Annotated in this window: 21 protein-coding genes; 8 read left to right on the top strand and 13 right to left on the bottom strand. The window is 56.6% G+C overall.

Annotation, left to right across the window (positions count from 1 at the left end; genetic code table 11):
• Positions 1 to 42: 42 nt before the first annotated feature.
• From GTO91_RS02375 to GTO91_RS02360, 4 genes are read right to left on the bottom strand one after another with little or no spacing between them, the layout of a single operon-like run.
• Positions 43 to 1,536 (bottom strand): putative amidoligase domain-containing protein, encoded by a 1,494-nt coding sequence (locus GTO91_RS02375; RefSeq protein ID WP_161254337.1) that lies wholly within the window; start codon positions 1,534 to 1,536, stop codon positions 43 to 45.
• Positions 1,514 to 2,620, bottom strand: a complete 1,107-nt coding sequence (locus GTO91_RS02370) for a YheC/YheD family endospore coat-associated protein (protein ID WP_161254334.1) — start codon at positions 2,618 to 2,620, stop codon at positions 1,514 to 1,516. The genes GTO91_RS02375 and GTO91_RS02370 overlap by 23 nt, the downstream gene beginning before the upstream one ends.
• Entirely contained in the window at positions 2,617 to 3,951 is a 1,335-nt protein-coding gene (locus tag GTO91_RS02365; RefSeq protein WP_161254333.1) for a YheC/YheD family endospore coat-associated protein, read from the bottom strand. The genes GTO91_RS02370 and GTO91_RS02365 overlap by 4 nt, the downstream gene beginning before the upstream one ends.
• A 4-nt stretch (positions 3,952 to 3,955) precedes the next feature.
• Positions 3,956 to 4,933 (bottom strand): YheC/YheD family endospore coat-associated protein, encoded by a 978-nt coding sequence (locus GTO91_RS02360; RefSeq protein WP_161254330.1) that lies wholly within the window; start codon positions 4,931 to 4,933, stop codon positions 3,956 to 3,958.
• 307 nt (positions 4,934 to 5,240) lie between these two features.
• Between GTO91_RS02360 and GTO91_RS02355 the strand changes: the two genes are divergently transcribed.
• On the top strand, positions 5,241 to 5,486 hold the full coding sequence (locus GTO91_RS02355; RefSeq protein WP_161254327.1) for a hypothetical protein: 246 nt from the start codon (positions 5,241 to 5,243) through the stop codon (positions 5,484 to 5,486).
• A gap of 55 nt (positions 5,487 to 5,541) precedes the next feature.
• Here the strand turns inward: GTO91_RS02355 and GTO91_RS02350 are convergent, their stop codons facing one another.
• On the bottom strand, positions 5,542 to 6,456 hold the full coding sequence (locus tag GTO91_RS02350; RefSeq protein ID WP_161254325.1) for a class I SAM-dependent methyltransferase: 915 nt from the start codon (positions 6,454 to 6,456) through the stop codon (positions 5,542 to 5,544).
• 406 nt (positions 6,457 to 6,862) lie between these two features.
• On the opposite strand from GTO91_RS02350, the gene GTO91_RS02345 reads away from it, so the two are divergent.
• Positions 6,863 to 7,177, top strand: coding sequence for a YbjQ family protein (locus GTO91_RS02345; protein WP_161254323.1), 315 nt, complete (start codon positions 6,863 to 6,865; stop codon positions 7,175 to 7,177).
• Positions 7,178 to 7,257: 80 nt separating this feature from the next.
• Here the strand turns inward: GTO91_RS02345 and GTO91_RS02340 are convergent, their stop codons facing one another.
• Positions 7,258 to 7,884 (bottom strand): flavodoxin family protein, encoded by a 627-nt coding sequence (locus GTO91_RS02340; protein ID WP_161254320.1) that lies wholly within the window; start codon positions 7,882 to 7,884, stop codon positions 7,258 to 7,260.
• Positions 7,885 to 8,098: 214 nt separating this feature from the next.
• Between GTO91_RS02340 and GTO91_RS02335 the strand changes: the two genes are divergently transcribed.
• The 4 genes from GTO91_RS02335 to GTO91_RS02320 all read left to right on the top strand — a co-directional run bounded on the left by GTO91_RS02335 (position 8,099) and on the right by GTO91_RS02320 (position 11,899).
• Positions 8,099 to 8,890 (top strand): NlpC/P60 family protein, encoded by a 792-nt coding sequence (locus tag GTO91_RS02335; RefSeq protein ID WP_161254317.1) that lies wholly within the window; start codon positions 8,099 to 8,101, stop codon positions 8,888 to 8,890.
• 372 nt (positions 8,891 to 9,262) lie between these two features.
• Positions 9,263 to 9,778 (top strand): hypothetical protein, encoded by a 516-nt coding sequence (locus GTO91_RS02330; RefSeq protein WP_161254314.1) that lies wholly within the window; start codon positions 9,263 to 9,265, stop codon positions 9,776 to 9,778.
• Positions 9,779 to 9,792: 14 nt separating this feature from the next.
• On the top strand, positions 9,793 to 11,331 hold the full coding sequence (locus GTO91_RS02325) for a flotillin family protein (RefSeq protein WP_161254312.1): 1,539 nt from the start codon (positions 9,793 to 9,795) through the stop codon (positions 11,329 to 11,331).
• 136 nt (positions 11,332 to 11,467) lie between these two features.
• Complete coding sequence (locus tag GTO91_RS02320) at positions 11,468 to 11,899, top strand: acyl-CoA thioesterase (protein WP_207708959.1); 432 nt, start codon at positions 11,468 to 11,470, stop codon at positions 11,897 to 11,899.
• A gap of 214 nt (positions 11,900 to 12,113) precedes the next feature.
• Here GTO91_RS02320 and GTO91_RS02315 read toward each other — a convergent pair whose 3' ends face one another.
• Positions 12,114 to 12,890, bottom strand: coding sequence for an MBL fold metallo-hydrolase (locus tag GTO91_RS02315; RefSeq protein WP_161254309.1), 777 nt, complete (start codon positions 12,888 to 12,890; stop codon positions 12,114 to 12,116).
• A gap of 124 nt (positions 12,891 to 13,014) precedes the next feature.
• Here GTO91_RS02315 and GTO91_RS02310 point away from each other — a divergent pair, with 124 nt between their 5' ends.
• On the top strand, positions 13,015 to 13,428 hold the full coding sequence (locus tag GTO91_RS02310) for an Lrp/AsnC family transcriptional regulator (protein WP_161254306.1): 414 nt from the start codon (positions 13,015 to 13,017) through the stop codon (positions 13,426 to 13,428).
• 151 nt (positions 13,429 to 13,579) lie between these two features.
• Here GTO91_RS02310 and GTO91_RS02305 read toward each other — a convergent pair whose 3' ends face one another.
• From GTO91_RS02305 to guaB, 6 genes are all read right to left on the bottom strand, one after another.
• Entirely contained in the window at positions 13,580 to 15,547 is a 1,968-nt protein-coding gene (locus tag GTO91_RS02305) for a ribonuclease J (protein ID WP_235918934.1), read from the bottom strand.
• Between the two features lie 12 nt (positions 15,548 to 15,559).
• Positions 15,560 to 15,916: a hypothetical protein gene (locus GTO91_RS02300; protein WP_161254303.1), complete on the bottom strand. Its 357-nt coding sequence runs from the start codon at positions 15,914 to 15,916 to the stop codon at positions 15,560 to 15,562.
• Positions 15,913 to 17,022, bottom strand: a complete 1,110-nt coding sequence (locus GTO91_RS02295; RefSeq protein WP_161254300.1) for a ParM/StbA family protein — start codon at positions 17,020 to 17,022, stop codon at positions 15,913 to 15,915. The genes GTO91_RS02300 and GTO91_RS02295 overlap by 4 nt, the downstream gene beginning before the upstream one ends.
• A gap of 202 nt (positions 17,023 to 17,224) precedes the next feature.
• Positions 17,225 to 18,040 carry a Cof-type HAD-IIB family hydrolase gene (locus GTO91_RS02290; RefSeq protein WP_161254297.1) on the bottom strand — a complete coding sequence of 272 codons (816 nt, stop codon included), beginning with the start codon at positions 18,038 to 18,040 and terminating at the stop codon, positions 17,225 to 17,227.
• Positions 18,037 to 18,489, bottom strand: coding sequence for a hypothetical protein (locus GTO91_RS02285; protein ID WP_161254293.1), 453 nt, complete (start codon positions 18,487 to 18,489; stop codon positions 18,037 to 18,039). The genes GTO91_RS02290 and GTO91_RS02285 overlap by 4 nt, the downstream gene beginning before the upstream one ends.
• A gap of 25 nt (positions 18,490 to 18,514) precedes the next feature.
• Entirely contained in the window at positions 18,515 to 19,972 is a 1,458-nt protein-coding gene (guaB, locus tag GTO91_RS02280; RefSeq protein WP_161254289.1) for an IMP dehydrogenase, read from the bottom strand.
• Positions 19,973 to 20,416: 444 nt separating this feature from the next.
• Between guaB and GTO91_RS02275 the strand changes: the two genes are divergently transcribed.
• Positions 20,417 to 22,729 (top strand): copper amine oxidase N-terminal domain-containing protein, encoded by a 2,313-nt coding sequence (locus GTO91_RS02275; RefSeq protein ID WP_161254286.1) that lies wholly within the window; start codon positions 20,417 to 20,419, stop codon positions 22,727 to 22,729.
• Positions 22,730 to 22,742: the final 13 nt, after the last annotated feature.

Genomic DNA, 22,742 nt, shown 5'->3' with positions numbered 1-22,742 from the left:
TTAGGAAAAAAACCCTGTCGGGCATGATCCCGCAGGGTTTTTTTAGATCCGGTTGGCGCTGCCGCCTAGCCAGGAGATGCTGTAGCGGGGACGAGGGACATACCGGTAGCGATGGATCCCAACGGGCAGTTTCCAGGCGCGGCGGATATCGATGTCCTCCTGGACATAGCCCTCTTCTTCGGCCATCGTCCAGATCCGCTGGGCCAGGCGGCGCATCGTTTCTGAATCGTCAAGGGCGACCAAATCGAGCAGCGTCTGCCGCAACAGGGGCATGAGCGCTTTTCGCTTCCCACTGTAAAATGCCTCTTGTGCCTCCGGCAGCAGGAAGTCCCACCGTTCCAACCTCCGGTAGTGCTGGGCCACAACAGCGGCCAGGTGCAGGGCGATCCAGGCTGTCTCCGGAGAAGCCAGCCATGATCCCGGGGTGCGATATTCAAAACCGTGAGGCTTCACACGGAAATCGCCGAGGGCGCCGTAGAACTGGCGACGCCGGGCAGCCGTCTCCGGGTTTTCCAGATAAAGCAGCGGCAATGCCAAGTATTGATCAAGTGCGCGAATGAGACGGCTGTTCGGCTGTAGTCCGCCAAAATGGATGTGACCGCCTGTCGGATAACCGGGGTAGGGTTCTGATCCGGTCACCCAGGCGATGTTGGCGTAGGGACAGAGGCGGTTCGCCTCATTGAGGACGTTGCGCAACTGCTGGAGCGCCTCAACCGCGTTTTCGGCCGGCGCCGGGCGGACTTCAGCCAGGGGCAGGTCGTCGGATGCCCCGAAGGCTCTGCGGTTATCGCAACCGACCGTCCCCGTGCGCGGAAAAAACCGGGAGGCCGGCACCATGCGCCGACCGGGAACGAGGGAGAGCATGAACTCGGGGTCAGAGCCGATGGTCACAGACGCTTTTTCCTGCCACTCCCGGATGGACGTTGCGATCGCCTCAGCGTAAGCCTGGGCCAGCCTCTTGCGGACCACAGGCGCCGGGTCGATACCGAGGATGATGGGGCCGCGGGAGCGGTTGACGCCCAGGTGGACTCTGCCAAAATCAATACCCAGGCAGTGTAGCGCCCGGATGGCTGCGCTGACCATCCGTTCCTCTTCCCAGGGTGTCAACTGTTCGACCCAGTGAAAGGCAGGCGCCACCGATTTGTTAGGCAGCAGATCGCGCAGTTGCTGTGTAATCAAGACCTTACGCTGAACGGCGACAACGCGGCAATCCCATAGATAGATCAGGTATTCCTTCGGCCAGACGGAGAGGGGCCAACGGCTGGGATCCTCCCCGAGCAGCGCCTGCAGGTGATTTTTTTGCAGCACCGTTTCCACCGTATCAAAATCGGTCGCCGGGGAAGCGACCGCCCGCGCATTGAACAGCCTCTGGGCGGCTGCCGATTGACTCTCCCTCCCTGCCCCCCATTCGATCCACCAGTCGACCGGTTCTTCCGGCCCCTGCCGGCCGGCGGTCACGTTGACGCCGCGAGCAGACAGCCGACGCGTCAATTCCGATACGCTTGAATTTGGTTCATGGTGAATATATATTTTCATGAAACTCCCCCCTCCGGGCCGCCAGATGTCTGATGTACGATGCCAGCAGGTAGTCGCTTTTCAGTTGAATCCAGGGTTCGTCAAAACGTCCCGGCTTGGCGTTGATCTCCAGGAGCCATAAACGTTCACTAGTCCGTTCTAAGCCCATATCCAATGTCAAAATCCCAAAGTGCTCTCCGCTGCCTGCCTCGAGTGCGCGGGCCGCCGCGATGGCCGCTGCCGCTATTTCTGATTCAATGGCTTTCCAACGAAAGCGGTCGAATCGGAGGCGCAGCAACTGCTCCCGGCGAAGGATCCGCCCTCCGTTGGGACGGTGGGTAACCACGTGACCGGGCGCAGCCAGCCGGATACCGGCATCAACGTACGTCCAGCGGCCCCGACCATCTTTTTGGACGAGGACGCGAAAGTCATAGGGCCGGCCATCGATGCGATCAAGCGACAAGGCCTGCTGGCACAGGTACTCACGCCGGTGTAGCAGACGGTCGAGCCAGGCCAGCAGTTCCTGCCTTTCATGGAAGGAAGACGTAAGGGCGATCTTCTTGCGGACCTCCGTCACCTGCCAGGCGGGACCGTTCTGACGGATCTGAAAGATCCCCCTGCCGCCGCAACTGTCGACCGGTTTCAGATACAGGCAGGAGCGGCGCGCCAGCATAGCCAGCACGTCTGACGGCGCCGGCTGCAGCGACGTTTCCGGCAGGTAGTCAGCCACTGCGCTGCCGGACAGGTGACGGTAGAGGACAGCCTTTGACAGGTAGCCTGGATTGAAAAGGATATCCCCCTGCTGTGTTAAAGTGCGCAAGAGTGACTGCACCTCAGGCCGGTGCTCCCGGCTGCGGTTGAGGATGCGGTTGTAGAGGATTTTTGGCGCTGCCTTGAGTTCCCCATGCCAACGATGCCCCACCCCCGGCCGCCAGACCCTCACGAAGCGTTTCTGTCCCAGGTCGTCGACAGCCACGGCGACGGCATTGATCCCCCGCAGGCGCAAGGCATTCACTGTTTCAGCGATCGCCGGCGACCACCGGCCAAAAGGTGCTGTTTTCGACCCTTCGCCGGCGGCCAGAATCCCTACATAAGGCCCCGTCATGGAGATCGGCCCCTTCCTTCGTCCTCAAATCCGTCCAGGAAGCGCCCATAGACGACTGGCCGCTCCAGGGAAAGACGGACGAGCCGCGGATCCCCCTCCCCTTCGTCGAGCCGTTTGAAGGGTTTGGCGTTGATTTCCAGCAACCAGACCTTGCCGCTTCGGTCAATTGCCATGTCTAGCCCCAATTCCCCCAGTGTAAATCCAGCGCTCTCCTCCAAGATGCGGGGCAGTGCTCCCCCCCACCGCTGCAATTCTCTGAGGATGGTCGACCGTTTTCGCTTCGGCGGCAGCGAGGCGGCCTTCAAGGAATTGAGGATGCCCATCGCCTTTCCGCCTTGGCTGAGGTTGGAGGTGAACTTGCCCGGCGGGGCAATCCGGCCGAACGCCTTGGTAATCCCCCATTTCCCTCGGCCGTCTTTCTGCGCCAGCAGGCGGATGTCGAAGGGCGCCCCCTCGATCAAGGCCAGGCGCAACCCCTGCTGCGCCACATAGGCGGTTCGTTCAAGGAGCCGTTTGATCTTGGCTTCAATCGCGTTTCGCGTGTACGCCAGCCCCAGGGTGACCGCCGATTGGCAGCCGATCCAGGAGTACCCCCCTGACGGGTGGAGGCCGATCCGGTAGATGCCATATCCCTGGGTCCCATGGATCGGTTTAATGTAGACGACGCGGTGCTCTTTAAGCAAGGGCCAGATATCCTCCGCTTTCTGCAACAGGCGCGTTTCCGGCAGAAGCGACCGGACGGCGACGTGCTGCTGGAGCAGACGGTGGGTCTCCCACTTGTCGAGGTAGCGGGGGTTGAAGAGAATCAGGCCCGGTATTTCGAGCAGATGATTTTTGCAGTCGATGACCTCCGGCAGGTTCTCTACCTTTCGCGAAGGAATTCGGTTATAGACGACCCGGGGGATGGGGAAGGTCTTCTTGCGCCACTCATCACCGACGAGGATGACGCCTGTCACCGTCCGCTCCCCCCAATCAATGTCCTGAGGACTAAAAACGACAGCAATAACGCCCAAGTCACGGGCGTAGCGCTGGGTTTCTTTTAAGTGAGACGACCAGAGGTAGGATTTGTTTGGATAACGGTAGGAAAAAATACCGAGCAGAGGACCGGCGACAAAGGCCTGCTCCTCTTTCGAGTAGGTGAGTTGATAGGGTAGATCGGCAGGCCAGTGCAGGCCGGACAGCACGCCCGGAGCGAGCGGGGACTGCAGTTTGGTTGAAACGACACGGACATTTGCCTGCCAGGAGAGCACGCCGGCGCGGATGAGGACTGCTTTCCCCGCTTCGACGCCGATTGTCCCGGCCTGGTGGGCCGTCAGGTAGATGGTGCCCATGCTCTCACCCGGCCTCTTTCCCTGCCAGATACCGCGCATACTCCAAGGGCCGGCGGACCGCCGTGAGGCGCCCTTGCAAGTCGCCGATGCGACTGAAGATGCTCCGCCCGGGGCGTGAATTGGCTTCTAAAAACCATACCCTGCCTTCGCGATCAACCAGGAAGTCGAGCCCTAGTTCCGCCAGTCCCGGGTAGTGGCGGGACAGGGCGTGGGCGATGCGCAGGGACAGCGCAAAAACCTGTTCCGCCGTCACCTCAACACCGCTCTCTGCCAGCGCCTCCGAAAGCGGCGCGGCGCTGGCGCCGGTGTGCAGGTTGCAGGTGATCCCATTGCCCGTCACCCGCGCGCTGCCCCCAGTGACCTCCCATTGCCCGCGCATCTCCCGCTGGACCAGGACGCGCAGGTCATAGATGCGCCCCTTCCAGCAAGCCGGTTCGATGGCCCGCTGGATCAGGTAGCGCTGCCCTAACGTCCGGCTCTTGAGCCACCGCCAGGCTGCCTTGCGTCGCAAGTACTGTCTCTGCCCGCCCGTTGGCTCGACGACGACCTCTTCTTCTCCAGCTAGGGACATGCGGATGATCCCCTTGCCTTTTGATCCCTTGTCCGGTTTGAGGTACACCTTCCGCCATGCTGCCAGCCTGGATGACCACCCCCGCTCTCCCATGAGCAATCGCGTTTCCGGCAGGTGGGGAGCGATGGCCGGATCATTGAGCAGTCGCCGGTAGACACCGTATTTGCCGCCGAAGGGGGGATTGAAGATGGGAATCCCCCGCATCTGGAAGGCCCGCCTGCAGGAGATCACCCTGGCTGTTTGCAAATCATGGGGGATATAGCGGTCATAGACGACATCCGGAATGGGCGTTCGTCGCAGAATCCAGCGCTGTCTCCGGCTGTCATAGACATACCCCTTCACGTGACAGCGCTGCCAGTCGACATGCTTTGGCGGGAAAACGACCAGGGTGATATCCATTGTCTTCCCCAACAGCGCCATCTGCCCGAAAAATAGCCGGTTGCCACGGAAATTTTCCCGAATGGTTCGGGGATGAACGAGCATGCCGAGAATGATCGGTTCACACCCCCTCCCCAAGTCTATAGCACTATATGTAAAGCCCCCCTGGCTGGTGAGCCGCCTTTGTGTGTGAAGAAACACCGGAATGTGAACACGCTGTTCAGTGAAACGCCTCAGGCATTGAGATTTCGGTTTGTACAAAGGCGCCAAGGGGAGCATAAAGAAAACGCCCCTCGGAGGGGACGTTTCAGCCGGAGGCGTAGATAGGAGGTGGCGCGCTATGCCTTTGCTCATCCTGATCATCACGGTGGCGACGGCCTTTGTCATCGGTTACGGATTGCGAAACCGCATACCCCAACCACAGCAGATGACAAAAGGGTTTGCCGGCTACCTTGCCGTCAGCCTGACCGGTGTCGCCTTTTCGATCATCGCCGGGATTGATGCTTCCTATGCCACCTTTGTCTGGTCAGGCATCGCCATCGCCTTTTGGCAAGGCTTGTCCCAGCAGGATGTGCGGGATCAATGACAGACACATCTGTACGAGTCGGAGGAGGCCTCTCTACGTAACGATATCCCCGCCTCTATGCGACAACAGCCCACGCGAAATGCACATGTTCGAATGCGTGGCACCCGTCGATGCGTCCTCTAAAATAGCGCTCTTCTATATCGGCAGGACACAGGTTTTCCTTAACAAGCAAGCCGGTTTTCGCAAGGTCTTCCGCCAAACTGCGCGGATCAAAGCCTGTCTTCATCGGTTCGCCGGAACGACCGGCGATCGCCTGCACCTTCTGCATTCTCATAGATGCTTTCCGGGGATCCAGCGCGTCGGCATCCATGTAGTCGAAGATGATCGCACTGCCTCCCGGTGACAGGGTGGCGATATCCCGCAGCGCGCGAAGCACCTCTTCGCCGGTCAGGTAATAGGTGACGCCCAGCCAACTAAAGAGCGTGCTTTTTTCAGGGGAATACCGTGACCTGTTTAGCGCATCCGGCAGTCTCTCTGTCGTGAAATCGATGGGAATAAAATGCAATCGCTCCGGACAGGACACTCCGGCGCGTTCAAGGCGCCTGCGTTTATCGGCCTGGGTGGCGGGGTGGTCTAATTCGAAGACTTCGATTTGCCCTAACATATCGGACCGCCGGAGGGCGAAGGTGTCCATACCCGCCCCGAGGATCACATACTGCTGCACACCCTCATGGACCATCTTTGCCAATACATCCTCGGTGTAACGCGCGCGGCTGATTACGGTGGTTGCGTTCATGGCCCGAATGACCAACGACAATGCGGCATCCGCATCGGGGCATGATGTGACTCTTTCTGGATCAAAAAAGGGCAACGCAGCGACCAGGTTGCTTTCAATCGATGAACGCTCCTCTACCGTAAACAACCGTTCCGCGAAGAAATCGTCAAAGATCGGATTAGCATCGCGCTTCGAGTGATAAGCCCGCACATATGCGCTCATCAGCGCTGTGATGCTGGAACGATGAATCGTCATCATGAAACCTCCTAATAAAAAGCTATTGACAAATCAGTGTTTTTATGATAATATATAATATTATCATGTCGATTAATATTTTACGCTAATTTCTTTGGTGATACCAATGTAGAAGTTCCCCTTCTCGGCCAGTTATCTCTCCATCGTAAATGCTAGAAACGATTTGCTTCGTTTTGCTTACAACTGTTGTCTTGGTCGTATCGAGCGCGGTCGGTCTCCCTTGCAACAGCATTGAAAAAACCCTCTCCGGCTTTGGTATAAGCGGGAGAGGGTTTTCTAGCTTCGAACGGGCTGTTGTTTTTGTGGAATATATGGTGAAATATGTGGTGAAATCAACGTGACATACATGGTTAAATCCGGCTGTTTTCTGATATGATCTGAATAACAGGATAAGGAGGTCGAAGAAATGATCATTACCACCACACATAACATCGAGGGGCGCTCAATCACGGATTACCTGGACATTGTCGCCGGAGAGGCCGTGATGGGGGCAAATGTTGTTCGGGACTTTCTGGCGAGCATCACAGACGTGATCGGCGGGCGTTCCGGCGCTTATGAGGAAAAACTCAACGAGGCCCGTCAAATCGCCATTCGGGAGATGAAAGAACAGGCCCATCGTCTCGGCGCTAATGCCGTGATCGGCATTGATATCGATTATGAGGTGATCCGTGATGGCATGTTAATGGTCACTGCCAGCGGGACAGCGGTAAAAATCAGATAGTTCGCGAGAACTTAAAAGCCCTCCGGCCTTCTATGCAAATAGATAAACAGGCGGAGGGCATTTTTTTGCTTTTTTATGGGCTACCGTATAAAGTTTGTAATCGCCCGTGGTTCTCTCTCCGGAAACGCCACACCTGCCGCTTTTCCTGCTGCAATGGATTTTAACAACCAAGCCATATTGTTGCCGAGGGTGCGCATGGTCTGCATCCCCTCCAAATCCTGCTTGACTTCTTCCGGCGTATTTCCGTGCACCATATTCCAATACTGAGACGATACGACCGGCATTTGCGAAATGGTGAAATATTTATTGATCTGATCGAATGTCGCGGTGGTTCCGCCGCGACGAGCGCTGACGATAGCCGCTGCGGGCTTGTAGGCAAACAGTCCGCTCCGAAGGCCGCTAATAAACACCCTGTCCATGAAGGACGTCAACATGCCGGAAGCGGAAGCAAAATGCACCGGCGAGCCAAAAACAAAGCCGTCCGTCTCTGCCGCCTTGTCTAAAAATTCATTGACTGGGTCCTTCATAAAGCATCTCCCTGTCTTCTGACAGGCGAAGCAACCGTGACAACCGGCGATCGGATTTTTTCCGACTTGAAAGATTTCTGTTTCCACACCCTCTTTTTCCAACGCGCCGGCCACTTCGGACAATGCCGTATAGGTGCACCCTTTTTCATGGGGACTGCCGTTGACCAGTAATACCTTCATCAAACCGAACTCCTTCGCACCATCGTTTTGCCTTTTCAATCACCTGCCAGTATTCTCCGGCAAGTGATCGCATATTCCGAGTTGTATCGATTTCTTTTTTCCCCAAGACAGGAATTGCTTTTCGTACGTCGAAAAACGCATAGAAACGATCACCGGCGCCTTTCACGAGAAAGATTGACTCACTGCGAAGATTCACTTCAAAGGAGAACTATCGATGAACAAACAACACGATAAGATATGCGTATATTTTTTTTGCCCCATTGTATTAACCATGTTTTTAATATCTGTTCCGAATCAAGCTTTTGCCGACGATCATACATACACAGTAAAATCCGGCGACACCTTATGGTCGATTTCCCAACATGCCGGCGTAAGTGTAAATAAATTCATTGAAGCGAATCCGCAATTAAAAAATCCAAACAGTTTAAAAATAGGACAACTATTAAATCTTCCAATTCAGCAAAAGTCTAAAACGAGCAGCACACAACCTCTCTCTCCCTCGATTTCAGCCCAAACCGCAATGCAACCTCTACCTACCTCGAACTTACCTCAGAACGTAATGCAACCGATCCAATCAGCGCAAAGCGCCAACAATGATGAACGGCAAAAAATCATCAATGCGCTCGTCTCTACAGGAAAAAAACTGCTGGGCAAGCCCTATAAATATGGCGCCAAGTCGATGACCCCCACTGCCTTTGACTGTTCAAGCTTTACGCAGTACGTGTACGGGGTAAATCACATACAACTGAATCGTACGGCTGCGCAACAGTCCATCCAAGGTAAAAGTGTTGAAAAAGCGCAACTCCGAAGTGGAGACCTCGTGTTTTTCTGGAACAGTGACACGCAAAACAAAAAGGGCATTGATCGAATCGGGCATGTAGGCATTTATTTGAGCGAAGGAAAATTCCTGCACTGTTCTACCCTGGACAAGGGGGTTATCATCAGCGATATGAATGATAAATATTATTCGAAAACTTTTATTTGCGCTCGAAGAGTAATCATGTAGTACCAAACACAATCTTTGAATCTATTCGATACGGAGGGGCGCCTCCGCCGCAGCCAGGGGAGCGAAATATTCCGGTACACAATAAGAACCGACGGAAGCTAAGCGCTGACGTCGGTTCTTTCTTTGCCATAAGTTCTTTTGTGAGCCCTCTTTCCGATTGTCCAATATCGTTTTTGTCGTTAATCAATTATTATTCTTACATTCGAATCTATTATTTACATATTTTTCTTGACATTGAAAGATAATTCTAAATATAATTATAACATACCTATTTTGGGAATCTCATCTCATCTTTCCAAAGCCCCAGGAGGTGAGCCGCTAAAAGACTCCCGTTCTGTATCAAAGACGTCTGAATCAAGGAGATCGAATGTTATGGAAACCTTTTTTCAGGTATGTTTCGGCGTCGGCGCTGCCATGACCATCCTTTCATTTATCTTTGGCGAATTCTTTGCAGCCTTTGATCTAGACCTTGACCTTTTCGACGATTCGGCTGCTCATTTTTTGCCGCTAGGTCCACAATCGATTTTCGCCTTTGTCACCGTTTTTGGCGGTGTTGGCATGATGACAAAAGGATTATCCATGCCGGCGCGCTGGATCGCCGCGCTGGCCTGCGGCCTGATCGTCTCATTTTTGATCCAACGTTTTGTCATCGGTCCCCTCAAAGAAGGGGAAAGCACGACAACCATTGAAAGCGAAAAGATTACCGGCGTGCAAGGGACGGCATTGACCTCGATGAAGGGAGAAGAACTCGGCGAGGTCTCCTACCTGATCAAGGGCGTCCGGCACCGCGCCCCAGCCCGTTCCTTTGATCGGAAAGAGATCCTCGCCGGCGATGACGTGGTGATCATCAAAGTCGAAAAACATATCAACCTCGTCGCCAAACTCTAAGGAGGGAAAAACATATGTTTGACGTTATCGGTGAGCTTCTTCCCAGCGCCTCCATCGTCAGCGGCATTGTTTTTATTCTTCTGCTGATCGTCTTCGGCGTGCTTTCCATGTGGCGCAAAGTGCCGACCGGAAAAGCCCTGGTGATCAAAGGACCGAACAACAGCTTGCGCGTCATCGCCGGCGGCGGCGGCATCATCATTCCCATCCTCTATCAGGTCGACGTCATCTCACTGGAATCGATCAACCTGGAGGTAAGGGTTCGCAAGGCCTACACCACCCAGGGCGTCGATATCAATGTGAGCGGCGTCGCCGTCATCAAAGTGAAGAGCGACACGAACGAATCGATCCTGGCTGCCCTTGAGCGCTTCAACGCCGGAAATGCCAATGAAACGGTTTTGAAAATCCGCACGATCGCCCACGAAGTCCTAAGCGGCAAGTTGCGTGAGATCATCTCCCGCCTGACCGTAGAGGAGGTCTATCGCGACCGGGAGCGCTTCTCTCAAGAAATTTTGCTCGGCGCCAAAGAGAACTTTGCTGAAATGGGCCTGTTGATCGAGACTCTGACCATCCAGGAGATCTCTGATGACAACGGGTACCTGGAAGCCCTCGGCAAAGAGCGCGTGGCTGAAGTGAAGAAAGAAGCCGAAATCGCCGAAGCGCGGGCGCGCCGCGACGCCGAAATCGAAAAAGCCCGCGCGCGCAAGGAAACGGAAGTGCAAACGGCGGAAGCCGTCAAAGATGGTCAGGCGGCCCAACTACGCGCTGACGCCGATGTGGCGGAAGAGCGCAAAAATACGGACCTGAAAATCCAGGGCTACAAAAAGGAACAGGAAACGGCGCGCGCCAACGCCGATCTGGCCTATGAAATCGAAGGCCTGCGCATCAAACAGCAGGCCGAGCGCGAGAAGATGCAGATCGACATCATCCGCAAGGAAAAAGAGACGGAACTGGCTCAAAAAGAAGCTGAGCGGAAAGAAAAAGAACTGGAAGCGACCGTGAAGAAACAGGCGGAAGCCGAGCAGTTCCAGGTCGAACGCCAGGCCGACGCCGCACGGTATCAAAAAATCCAGGAATCCCAGGCGGAAGCGGCGGCCATTGAAGCCAAAGGCCGCGCAGCGGCGGAAGCCAGGCGCCTGGAAGGGATGGCCGAAGTCGAGATCATCCGGGAAAAAGGCATGGCCGAGGCGGCAGCTATCGAAGCGCTCGGGGAAGCCTATAAGAAGTACGAGCAGCCTGCCATGACCCTGGTGATCATGGAAAAACTGATCGAGAAGATGCCGGAGATCGCCCGCAATATCGCCGAACCGCTCAGCCGCATCGAACGCATCACCATCGTCGATTCCGGCAACGGCAACAACGCCGGCGCCTCGAAGGTGACCAATTATGTGACCGAACTGATGACCCGACTGCCCGATGTGCTGAAGACCACCACCGGCATCGATCTCCAACAATTTCTGTTGAAGCAGATCGATCAGTTGCCGGAAGGGAAGGACGAAGCTGCCGCTACCTACGAAGAGAGCCGGCAAATGGAACACCGGGGTGCCCAGGGATAAGGTAAACGAAACTACTCCGTCACCTAACCAACCGATAACACCGTTTTTCTCCCCCTGCTGATTAACTCCCTTGCTTTCCACTTCGCTATTGTTTACATTACTATCTATCCAGAATTCGCAACAGGGAGTTGGTATCATGATGAAAAACATCACTTCCGACACTGCCTACCAGTACGAAGTGGCCTTTCAGGTGCGTGACTATGAGTGTGATCTGCAAGGGGTCGTCAACAACGCTGTGTACCTGCACTACCTGGAACATGCCCGGCATGAGTTTCTATACGCCAAAGGGATTGACTTTGCCGGTCTCCATGCCAAAGGAAAAGACCTGGTTCTCATCCGGATCGAGGCGGACTACAAACTGCCGTTGCGCAGCCGAGACCGTTTCGTCGTCCGCATGAACATTATCCGAGAAGGCCGGTTGCGGCTTGTCTTCCTTCAGGACCTGTACCGTCTTCCCGATGAAAAACTGGTGCTGCGGGCGAAGGCAACCGGCGTCTGTGTCCAGAATGGCAAGCCGACCCTGTTCGAAGAAGTGAACCGAGCATTCTTTTCTTCAGCATCTTCCTAACTGGACGCCCATATCTACTTTCGGGTGTAACGCTTTTTTGGGCCAATCATTCTACAATCGTCAAAAACAAAATCGCCCTCCGCCTCATCTCATCGTTTGAAGAGGCAGAGGGCGATTTTCGTGAGGGTAAATTGGCTGCATTTGCAACAATCACTTCTCTTTTTTGACGGTAGCTTTTTATTGCTGTTTGTCCTTACAACCTAGCCAGGACTTCTTATCCTGAAACCGGAGTCGTTTTGGGGAAGATCAATAATTCACCGTCGAGAGGAACCGATATACGCTCAGACAGACCATGCTCATCGCGTTTTCTTTTTAGATCACTTCGCCTTTCTAGACAGTGGTTAAAGGCCTCCAGGTGGATAACGACCACCTTCATATCGGCGTTTTTACGGCAAACCTGAAGAACATCATCCCAGGCCATGGTGATCGGTCCGCCTTCGAGAAACTGTGCCGCGCCACCATAGAGGATGCTGATCGCAGGTCGATATTGATCCAGGGTAGCCTCGACTGGGGGACACCAGACCGTGTCACCGGCGATGTAGAGCGACGGTTCCCCCGTCGCTTGGATCACATAACCCGATACCGGTCCCATCCTCTCTGCCATTTCCCCCCTTCCGTGCTGTCCACCTGTTCGGATTAAGGTGATCTCGCCCCAATCCAACCGATCGTCAACGCGATGGACGGAAGCAAAGCCCAAATCGTTTACCTTCCCTTCATCGGACGGCTGGCAAAATACCGGAACGTCCTTGGGCAGTCTTTTCGCCGCTTCATCATCGAAGTGATCCCGGTGCGTATGGGTCAGCAGCACGGCATCGACATCCAACAGTGCTTCTGTTGAAAGGGGAAGCTCCACAAGAGGATTCCGTTGCCGATTCGGAGAATGAACAACAGGTTCCATGGCCCTCGCCGGGCTCAGCATGGGATCGACCAGTATCTTCTGGCCCCCGATATCGAGTAAGACGGTGGCGTGCCGGATCAGCCGTATTTTCACCCAAAACCCCTCCATCGTTTTTCGGATCTCTCCTCTCATTCTAGATCGGCGCCGATGACAAGACGATTGTCCGATGGAAGGATTTTGCCCCTATTCTTTTCATCTTGAAAGGATTCGAGTGGACATGCTGGATCAAACGGATCGCGAAATCCTGCGACTATTAGAACAGAACAGCCGTTTGCAATGGAAAGAAATCGGCGAGTTGGTCCACATGACCGGTCAGGCGGTGGCAAGCCGCATTCGCCGGTTAGAAGAGATCGGCGTGATCGAAGGCTTCACCATCAAAGTCAACCAGGAGAAGATCGGCCTCCCGATTGTGGCGATGATCACCGTTTCCATGAAGACCAATCACCATAAGGCCTTTCAGGACTTCATCACACAGGAAGCAGCTATCGTCGAATCCCACCGTATCAGCGGCGACGGTTGTTATTGGCTGAAAGCCTGCCTGGAGAACACAGAGAGCCTGGACCGGTTGTTGGATGACATTCTGCGTTACGGCAACTATCGTCTTCATTTGTCGATCTCGAAGGTGAAATGAAAGGTGAACAGGACAGGAATTGCTTTTTCTATGACGAAAAAGGCATTGTAAGGTCTGTCTCCATAGCATTTAGCGATACACTTAATAGGGTGATCCTCAAAAAAACGCCCTCGTTGCTTTATCCAAGCTAACGAAGGCTTTTTCGCTCTAATTAAATTTCCATGATAATCGGCAACACAATCGGCCGCCGCTTCGTCTTCTGGTAGAAGAACTCATTCAGCGTATCCCGGATCAGGTTCTTCAGCACCGACCACTCCGTCGTGCCCGTGTTGCGGCCGGTCAATGCATCCTTAACGCGGGACTTGGCTTCGCCGAGCATGTCGCCGGCCTCGCGGACGAAGACGAAGCCGCGGGAGACGAGGTCCGGTCCGGCAAGGACGTTGCCGTTTTCCTTGTCGATGGTGACGACAGCGATGACGACGCCGTCCTGGGCCAGGTGGTGACGGTCGCGCAGGACGATATTGCCCACGTCGCCGACGCCGATACCGTCGACCATGACGCTGCCGGCCTCGACAGTGCCGGTCATTTGGACCATTTCCTCGTTCATTTCGTAGCGTTCACCGATGTTAACGCGCAGGATATGCTCGTCAGGGATGCCCATCGTCTGCCCCAGCTTGGCGAAGGTGGCCTGGTGCCGGTACTCGCCGTGGAAGGGGATGACGTATTTGGGGCGCAGGAAGTTGAGCATGAGCTTAATCTCCTGCTGGGCGGCGTGGCCGGAGACGTGAACATTGGCCACTTCCTTGTAGACCACGTCGGCGCCGATGCGGAAGAGGTTGTCGATGGTCCGGGAGACGAGTTTTTCGTTGCCCGGGATCGGCGTGGCCGAGATGATCACCGTGTCGCCCTGGCGGATCGCCACCTGGCGGTGGTTGTTGGTGGCCATGCGGGTCAGCGCCGCCATCGGCTCACCCTGGGAGCCGGTGGTGATGATGGTGACCTGGTTGTCGGGGAGGCGGTCGATCTCCTCGGCCTCAATCAGCATGCCTTTCGGGATGTTCAGGTAGCCAAGCTGCTGGGACACGTCGACTACGGTCACCATGCTGCGGCCCACGACAGCCACCTTGCGGTTGAACTCGGCCGCCGTGTCGATCACCTGCTGGATGCGGTGAACGTTGGAGGCGAAGGTGGCGATGATGATGCGGCTGTCCGTCTTGGCGAAGACAGAGCGGAAGGTGTCGCCGACGGTCCGTTCCGACGGGGTGTAGCCCGGCCGCTCCACATTGGTGGAGTCGCAGATGAAGAGCATGACGCCCTCATCGCCGTAACGGGCAAGTTTGCTGAATTCGAGGACCTTATCGTCGACCGGCGTCTGGTCAAGCTTGAAGTCGCCCGAGTGGACGATCAACCCCGCCGGAGTGCGGACGGCGATGCCGATGCCGTCAGGGATGGAGTGGTTGACGCGGAAGAACTCCACCTGGAACGCGCCCACGTTGACCACATCGTCGGCGGTGATCTCATGGAGCTTGGCGTCGCGGATCAGGCCGTGTTCGGTCAGTTTGTTTTTGACGAGGCCCAGAGTCAGCCGGGTCCCGTAGACGGGCACCTGGATTTGCTTAAGCGTGAAGGGCAGACCGCCGATGTGGTCTTCGTGGCCATGGGTGAGGAAGATCCCCCGCACCTTGTCCGCGTTTTGGACGAGATAGGTGATATCGGGGATGACCAGGTCGATGCCCAGCAGTTCTTCGCCGGGAAACTTGACGCCCGAGTCAATGACGATGATGTCGTCGCCATACTCGATGACGAGCATGTTCTTGCCCACTTCGCCAACGCCGCCGAGGGGGATGACGCTCACTGTCGGCAGGGTCGACTTGGGCTTCGGTTTTGTCTTGCCGCGGCGGGGACGGTAGCCGTTCTTTTTCGGACGGCTCACGGGCGCCTTAGCGTTGCCGTTTGCAACTACTGCGGGGGCAGGCGTGGCGTCGCCGTTCGCTACGGCGATGGGAGTCGGCACGGCTTTGGCGCTGGCCTTCCCCTTGCCGTTACCGTCAGCGTGGGCATTCGCGCCGCCTCTCCCCTTGCCACCAGCGCCGGCATTGCCTTGACCGTTGCCAGCCGTGCTGGGATTGCCGTTGGCAATGGCGCTTGCCTTGCCGTTAGGTTCCTGTGCTATGCTCATGGTATCTCCTTTTTAACTGAATACGTTTTGGAGTCCCTTTTTTATTGTTTCAGGATCCAGTTCCTCTTCATTCGCCTCATCCAGTTCGGACAGCCCCACGAGTAGCGACTCGGCGTCCTCCTCCTCATTCTCCACGAACACGCCATTCTGGCTCCCCTTTATCGACGAGGTCAGCAGGGTGGACGGGGTCGCAGGCTGGGGCGTGAAAATGGCCGGGTACGGCTGAGCGACCCAAGGGGGAACGCCGTTGCCGAGCAGAACCTGCCGGATGACGGCAGCGGGGTCCTTCAACTGATCAAGCCACCAGATGAGTTGGGCCTCCCGGGGATTGCCTTCTTCCAATCGAAGGTCGATGCGGAAATGCCTCATTTCTTTTCTCCGTAGCGCATGACGGCCAGTTTTAAGAAGCCGAGCGCATTGGCGAACTGGATGACGTTCCAATCGCCAGCCACCGCTTCACCCTCAAACTCGTCCTGGACGAGGAGGATATCGGGGAAGGTCTCCTTTAGGAAGGGATGCATCACATAGCCGCCGCCGCCGACGAGGATCATGGCCCGGAATTCCATGTGGTTCGGCCATTTCGCCGCGATCTCCCGGACGATTTTTCTCGCCACACGGGAGGCCGACGCGTCGATCACCGAGGAGAGATCATAGACCTTCCCTTTGACCTCCACCTTCCGTTCCCGGAGCATCTGGTCGACTTCAGCGAGACGGGGATAGTAATGATCAAAGTTTTTCATCAAAAAGTCCCGAATATCCATAAGAATCTTGTGGGTGCCGCCATCATTGACTGAATAGCTGCGCTGGTCGACGAACTTCAGGTCTTCCATGTAGATGCAGTCGGTTGTCTTCGTTCCCCCGTCGATGATGCCGATCTTGCCTCGGGCGAGCCGGGGTGTGCGGACCTCGGAGCGGAAGTCGAGGATTTGGTTGAAGATGGCGCCCCCGGCCTGGGGGAAAATCTCGAAGTTGCGGATGCGGATCAGCCGCACGTCCTGTCCCAGGATTTTGACGAAGCGGGACATCTGGTGGGCGCGGAGCTTGTCCTCAAAGCGCGCTTTCTGGGTACGGTAAAAGTTGATCGGCAGACCAAGGTAGATGTTTACATCCTGATCAGGCTTGTCACTGACCAGGGCCAACGCCGTGTAGACGAGCACTTCAAAATCAATGTTGAAGATCTTGTCGGGGTCGATGTCGAGTTCCGCTTCCGTCTCGCGCAGGGCGAGATTGCCCACAAAATAGCGCCGTCCGTCCACGTCAACGACAAGGTTGTCCATGGGATCGTTGGAGCCAAAGCCGGACAGGATGTGCAGTTCCCGGCCTTCGCCGACGATGCTGGGAAAAAGCGCCCAGCGGCCGTTTCCGGCAACGACCTTGACATAGCCGAAACCGATGTCGAGCCCTACGGTCAGATTCTTTCCCTCGCCCGGTTCAAATCCCGGCAACTGTCGTACTCGGGCCGCATGCATATTCATTGCGCTTCAAATCCTCCGGTACATGTACTTTAGCGTTTCTTTCGACAAATCGATTGTCAAATCCTCTTAGAAAAGGCGAACAAAGGCACAAAGGACCGACAGGGACATTGGCGCATAAAGAACCATATATAGCTGATACGACTTGTTCATTACGCGTAAACAATCACGCGAACAAAAATAGATCATCCATTACCGAAAAAACTTAGGGGAAAAAGCGGTTCAAGGCCTCCAATACGCCCATAGAGTTGCGAGCGGAGGTGACATAATCGGCCTCGTGATGCAGTGCCTTGGGCGCGTTCGCCACAAAAACGCCCTGGCCGGCCCAACGGATCATGCTCAGATCGTTCTGGTTGTCGCCGATGGCAAGCACTTCACTCCGGTCGATTGAGAACGACGCAGCCAGTTGGGCCAGCGCCGCCCCTTTTGACGCCTCAGGATGAAGGATTTCGATGAAGTAGTCGTGGGAATTGGTGATGGTGACGGCGCCGTTGAGGTGCGCCAAGATTTCTTGCGTCAACGCCGGTGTGGTCGCCGGATCCGTCATCAGGACAAACATGGTCGGATGGCGTTCCGGCTCCTTGCCAAGGTGCGCGGTCAGGTCATCGACAAAAGTGAAAGAAAGGCCAAGTCCACGCTCATAGCTGGTTGTGTACTCATGCGGCGTGTCAGTATACACCTCGTCGCCGTGAAAGGAATAGCGCAGGGCGTCACTGTTTTTTTCTTTCAAAAATTGCAGCACCGCTAGGGCCTGTTTCGCCTCCACTGTCCGGTGGCAGATGATGAGGCCGTCTGCGGGGTGGCGGATCATGGCGCCGTTGCAGGTGATCACCGGCGCCTGCAATTCCAGTTGCTTGGCATAGGGCAACGCCGAAGGGTAGATCCGTCCCGTCGCCACGGTAAAGATGACGCCCTTGCTCCGAAGCTCGGCGATCCGCCGGGTAACCGGTTCGGGTATGCGTCGCTTCTCGTCAAGGAGTGTGCCGTCCAGGTCCATGGCCACCAGCCGGATAGGGCTCATCGAGGCCTCCATGACCAGGTGTAGCCTTGAAAATGCAGGTTCGTCTCCCGGGGGAAGACCTCCACCTCGACAAACTGATCGACGGGCAGGGTGACTTCCCAATTCGGATTACGCTGCGGTTTCCCTTCAGCATCCTTTATTACTTCTGCATCCCTTTCGGCTTCGGGTTCCGCTTTCACATCGCTTTTCAGCCCCGGTTCTTCCGTAAAGGTCCGGGGAATCAATTGGAAGGCCACTTGCTCCACAGTCAAGTGGCCTTCTTCGATCCGTTCTTCCCGCCGAATGACGCCGTCAATGGCGCAAGCGCTCCGCCAGATCGCGGTATGTTGGCCTGTCTTCAGGCTGAGGATCCCCTGCTGGCCGATCAGGGAAGCGAGGGCGACCCCCAGGATGGTTTCCCGGGGGTCGGAGGTGACGTATTCCGTGCCAGCCAAGTGGTAATTGCCCATGAGACACGCTCCTAGAGGCTGTAGTTTAGAGGCTGTAGTTGGGGGCTTCCTTCGTGATAGTCACGTCATGGGGATGGCTTTCCCGCAGACCGGCGGCGGTGATGCGGATAAAGCGGGTCTTCGTCATCAAGTCTTCGATATTGACGCAACCACAGTAGCCCATGCCGGAGCGCAGACCTCCGACGAGTTGGAAGACCGTGTCAGCCAAGGGGCCTTTATAAGGAACCCGGCCCTCGATGCCTTCGGGGACCAGTTTCTTGTCGTCTTCCTGGAAGTAGCGGTCTTTCGAGCCTTCCTTCATGGCGCCCAGAGAGCCCATGCCGCGGTAGACCTTAAAGCTCCGTCCCTGGTAGATCTCGATGTCCCCGGGGCTTTCCTCGGTGCCGGCCAGGAGGCTACCGATCATGACCACGTTGGCCCCTGCGGCGATGGCCTTGGTGACGTCGCCGGAGAATTTGATGCCGCCGTCGCCGATGATGGGAATGTTCCGTTCCCGGGCGGCGCGGGCGCATTCGGCGATGGCCGTGATCTGGGGCACGCCGATGCCGGCGACGACCCGGGTCGTGCAGATGGAGCCGGGGCCGATGCCCACCTTGACGCAGTCAGCGCCGGCGGCGATCAGGTCGGCTGTCGCTTCATAGGTGGCCACGTTGCCGGCGATTATGTCGATCTGGGGGAACTCGCCCTTGATTTTTTCCACTGTGTTCAAGACGCCCCGGGAATGACCGTGGGCCGTGTCGACGACGATGGCGTCGACGCCGACGGAGACGAGCGCCTTCGCCCGTTCCATCGTGTCGGCCGTCACGCCGACGGCGGCGCAGGCGCGCAGGCGTCCGCGCTCATCCTTCGTCGAGTTGGGGTACTGGCGGGCCTTTTGGATGTCCTTGATCGTAATCAGGCCTTTAAGATGACCTTCATTGTCGACAATGGAGAGCTTTTCCACCTTGTGGTTGCGCAGAATCTCCTTCGCTTCGGCGAGGGACGTGCCCACGGGGGCCGTGACCAGGTTGTCCTTGGTCATGACGGAGGCGATGGGCTTTTCGAAGTTGGTTTCAAAGCGCAGGTCCCGGTTGGTCAGGATGCCGACCAGTTTCCCTTCTTCATTAGCGATGGGCACGCCGGAGATGTGGTACCGCTCCATGATCGCCAGCGCGTCGGTCACTTTATGTTGCGGCGACAGGTAAATCGGGTCGGTAATGACGCCGTGCTCCGACCGTTTCACCCGATCAACCTCGTGCGCCTGTTGCTCAATGGTCATATTCTTGTGGATGACACCGATGCCGCCCTCCCGAGCCATGGCGATCGCCATGCGCGAATCGGTGACCGTGTCCATGCCGGCAGACATGAGCGGGATATTTAAACGGATGCGCCGGGTCAGCCAGGTGTGCGTGTCCACATCCCGGGGAAGCACCTCCGATTTGGCAGGTACGAGCAGTACGTCATCAAAAGTCAATCCTTCTACAATGTTTAGCAAGCCACTCACGTGACCATCTCCTTTCCAGGACCGGAGCCCCTGTCCCTCTCTTCTACTCTACTCCGATTTATTCGGATTATCCAAGGTTGCAGAAACCATCATCCGCCGGTGGAAACCGCCCCCAGACTCTTATCCTTCATTTTACCACAAAAAGACGGGGGTTTGAAAATTATTTCTGCCCCCGCAAGCCGGTGGCAGGGCTGGCAACAGTTCCTTGTTTCCCCCCGGTCTGCCCCATGGTATGGTGAAGAGTGAGAAAATGTCCTTTTATCACAGTGTTTATGAGGAGCACCGGATGCACCGGGGTGTGCAGGTTTGTTCCGGTATCTTTGGGATTGCGCCGGATTCTCAGGATTGCGCGGGTTCTCAGAATTGTGCGCTGGATGTGTCGGATTTAACTTGGATGTGTGATTGTACCGCGGTTTACGCGGATGCATGGGGGAGGTGCGGGCGATGAACGCCAAGGGTGGCCACATAGGGAACCAAAAATTCATTATCTGGCTGGTTGTCTTCGCCCTCACCTTCGCGGCCATGCCAAGCATTGCCATTGGCGGGTCCTTCAGTTATGGCAGTGCAGGAACCTTGTCTGCGCTTTTTATGCCCTCCCTCTCGCCGGCATCGGGCCAGCGTCTCGGCACAGTCGCTGTCCGTGTGCCTGCCGGCGCCGTGAAAGCCGGTGACAGCACCTTGATTACCCTTTCCCCCGGCGTCGTCTATTCATCCACACACCCCTTTCTCACCGGAACGCCCGACGATCCGGAGGTGGTCAACGGGGTCTATGTTCCGCCCAATAACGGCGGCAACGTAAACGGCCTGGCTGCCAGCGACATCACCCTTTCGTCTACCGGCCGGGCCAATGAGTTCAAAATGACGGCAAACAAGGGACAGTCTTTTGTGAATGAGTTTCTTTTCTATGTTTTTTTGGGTGACGTCGACATCGAGACGTCCGTCACCGAAGCGGTCATCGTCACCTTTTCCGGCTCCAGCTTCAGCGGATTCCCCAAAGGCGCTGTGACCGTAGCCACGGTGCTTTCCGAAGGATCGGTGCAAGTGACCGTCGGCGACATCGCCCCTTCGAACGATACCTTTCGCCTCAACCTGCGCATCAAGGAAGAGATCGCCGCCAGCCTGCGCCCTGGCGAAGGCGCGTTAAAAATCCGTTTGCCTAAAGGGTATGTCTGGTCAAGCCGGATGGCCGAGCAAAACGTGGTTATGGCCGCTTCAGAGGGCTATCGTGCCAGCGCCTATGGTTCTCTCCTCTGGGGGGACAATCTCCTCTTTGACATCGCCGTCAACCGGGAGGAACTCTCCCTCACCGTACACGGTCTGCCGGGCAGCCCTGGACGGCCCACCAGACAACCCTCTGCCTGGGACCTGTCAGGGCTGACCTATGAGGTTTCTGATCGAAGCCAAGCGCAAAGCGGCGATATCGTGGCCACCCTATCGGGCGCATCGAAGGTGGAGCCGGACCGGATCGTTGTCGGTCAATACCGCGATTTCGGCGCGTCAGCGTCGTCGCTGCGTGTTCCTACGATCATTGCCGGGCGGAGCAACCAATCCGCCGGCGATATACAATTGAAAGAAACCGTAGCTGGCAGCCTGGTGATGGGCCGGTCGCTCACCCTGACACTGCCGGAAGGCGCGCACTGGGAACCGGTGTTTCAGGCGCTTTGCGTCAACCCACCCCAAAGTCCACTGAACGGCAACTTCAGCCTGCCCGATTTTACGTCTGACGGGGGCCTGCGCGTCCGCTTCGTCTCCTTTTCCGGCGCTGACAACCGCACCGCCCGCTTTCAGGTGTTGCAGTCCTCGACACGAGCCGCCACCGTCCGCTTGTCCGACCTCGCCGTAGCGATCAAACCCGGTTTTTCCGGTCCCTTATCTGTGGCGGTGGGTGGAACAGCCGACGTGACCGGTTCGCTCGTCATCGCCGATGTCGTCCCGCAGGCCACGCTGGGGGCCGATGTCCCCAATGTTGCTGTGGGCAAAGGCGGTCAAAAGGGGGGCGCCATCACGATCAGCGAACCGGTTCCCGGCGCCTTGCAGAAGGGGACGCTCCGCTTCTCCCTCCCTGCCGGCGTCCGTTTCGATTCCTTTCCGACTGTCTCTGTCGACCGGGGCGATCTGCAGATCGGCCAGGTTTCCCTTGAACCATCCGATAGCGCCCTATCGGTGACCGTGACCGGGCAAAGCTCGGCTGTATCCGGGCGGATCCGCATTGATGGCTACACCCTATCGGTCGACCGCACCGTTCCCGATGGCGACGTGACGCTAACCGTCGACGGCGGCGGACTCATGGATGACCCGGTCAGCCGCCTCTGGCCCGGTCAGGCGCCTCGTCTCGCCATCGCCAAAGCCGCCCTGCTTCAGCCTGCTCCTTCATACGAGGCCCGTTTTGTTATCGGCAGCCGGACCTACCAAGTAAACGGAACCGCCAAGACGATGGACGTGGCCCCCTACATCCACAGCGACCGCACCTTCATGCCGGTCCGCTTTGCCGCTGAAGGCGTTGGCGTTGACGGCACGGACATGACTTGGGACGGCTACAGCCGGACAGCTACATTGTTTAAAGGAAACCGGGTCATCCAGTTTCGCGTCGGCAGCAACCAGTTGCTGGTGAACGGTGTCGCTGTGGAAATGGACACGGCGCCGGAAATCGTCAGCGATCGGGTGATGGTTCCGGTGGGCTGGTTGGCGAAGGCGCTGGCGGTCGAGGCTGTTTGGGTTGGTGAGACGCGGACGGCGATATTGCGCAGCACGACATGATGGTTCCTGTAAG

This window comes from Heliomicrobium undosum (assembly GCF_009877425.1).
In the GTDB taxonomy this organism is placed as follows: domain Bacteria; phylum Bacillota; class Desulfitobacteriia; order Heliobacteriales; family Heliobacteriaceae; genus Heliomicrobium; species Heliomicrobium undosum.
Note: the sequence above shows the minus strand (reverse complement) of the source record. Positions and strands in the feature narration are given on the sequence as shown.

Coding starts and splice junctions, on each gene's coding strand:
- GTO91_RS02375 (WP_161254337.1), bottom strand. CDS start 1,536: ATGAAAATATATATTCACCATGAACCAAATTCAAGCGTATCGGAATTG.
- GTO91_RS02370 (WP_161254334.1), bottom strand. CDS start 2,620: ATGACGGGGCCTTATGTAGGGATTCTGGCCGCCGGCGAAGGGTCGAAA.
- GTO91_RS02365 (WP_161254333.1), bottom strand. CDS start 3,951: ATGGGCACCATCTACCTGACGGCCCACCAGGCCGGGACAATCGGCGTC.
- GTO91_RS02355 (WP_161254327.1), top strand. CDS start 5,241: ATGCCTTTGCTCATCCTGATCATCACGGTGGCGACGGCCTTTGTCATC.
- GTO91_RS02350 (WP_161254325.1), bottom strand. CDS start 6,456: ATGACGATTCATCGTTCCAGCATCACAGCGCTGATGAGCGCATATGTG.
- GTO91_RS02345 (WP_161254323.1), top strand. CDS start 6,863: ATGATCATTACCACCACACATAACATCGAGGGGCGCTCAATCACGGAT.
- GTO91_RS02340 (WP_161254320.1), bottom strand. CDS start 7,884: ATGAAGGTATTACTGGTCAACGGCAGTCCCCATGAAAAAGGGTGCACC.
- GTO91_RS02335 (WP_161254317.1), top strand. CDS start 8,099: ATGAACAAACAACACGATAAGATATGCGTATATTTTTTTTGCCCCATT.
- GTO91_RS02330 (WP_161254314.1), top strand. CDS start 9,263: ATGGAAACCTTTTTTCAGGTATGTTTCGGCGTCGGCGCTGCCATGACC.
- GTO91_RS02325 (WP_161254312.1), top strand. CDS start 9,793: ATGTTTGACGTTATCGGTGAGCTTCTTCCCAGCGCCTCCATCGTCAGC.
- GTO91_RS02320 (WP_207708959.1), top strand. CDS start 11,468: ATGATGAAAAACATCACTTCCGACACTGCCTACCAGTACGAAGTGGCC.
- GTO91_RS02310 (WP_161254306.1), top strand. CDS start 13,015: ATGCTGGATCAAACGGATCGCGAAATCCTGCGACTATTAGAACAGAAC.
- GTO91_RS02305 (WP_235918934.1), bottom strand. CDS start 15,547: ATGAGCATAGCACAGGAACCTAACGGCAAGGCAAGCGCCATTGCCAAC.
- GTO91_RS02300 (WP_161254303.1), bottom strand. CDS start 15,916: ATGAGGCATTTCCGCATCGACCTTCGATTGGAAGAAGGCAATCCCCGG.
- GTO91_RS02295 (WP_161254300.1), bottom strand. CDS start 17,022: ATGAATATGCATGCGGCCCGAGTACGACAGTTGCCGGGATTTGAACCG.
- GTO91_RS02290 (WP_161254297.1), bottom strand. CDS start 18,040: ATGAGCCCTATCCGGCTGGTGGCCATGGACCTGGACGGCACACTCCTT.
- GTO91_RS02285 (WP_161254293.1), bottom strand. CDS start 18,489: ATGGGCAATTACCACTTGGCTGGCACGGAATACGTCACCTCCGACCCC.
- GTO91_RS02275 (WP_161254286.1), top strand. CDS start 20,417: ATGAACGCCAAGGGTGGCCACATAGGGAACCAAAAATTCATTATCTGG.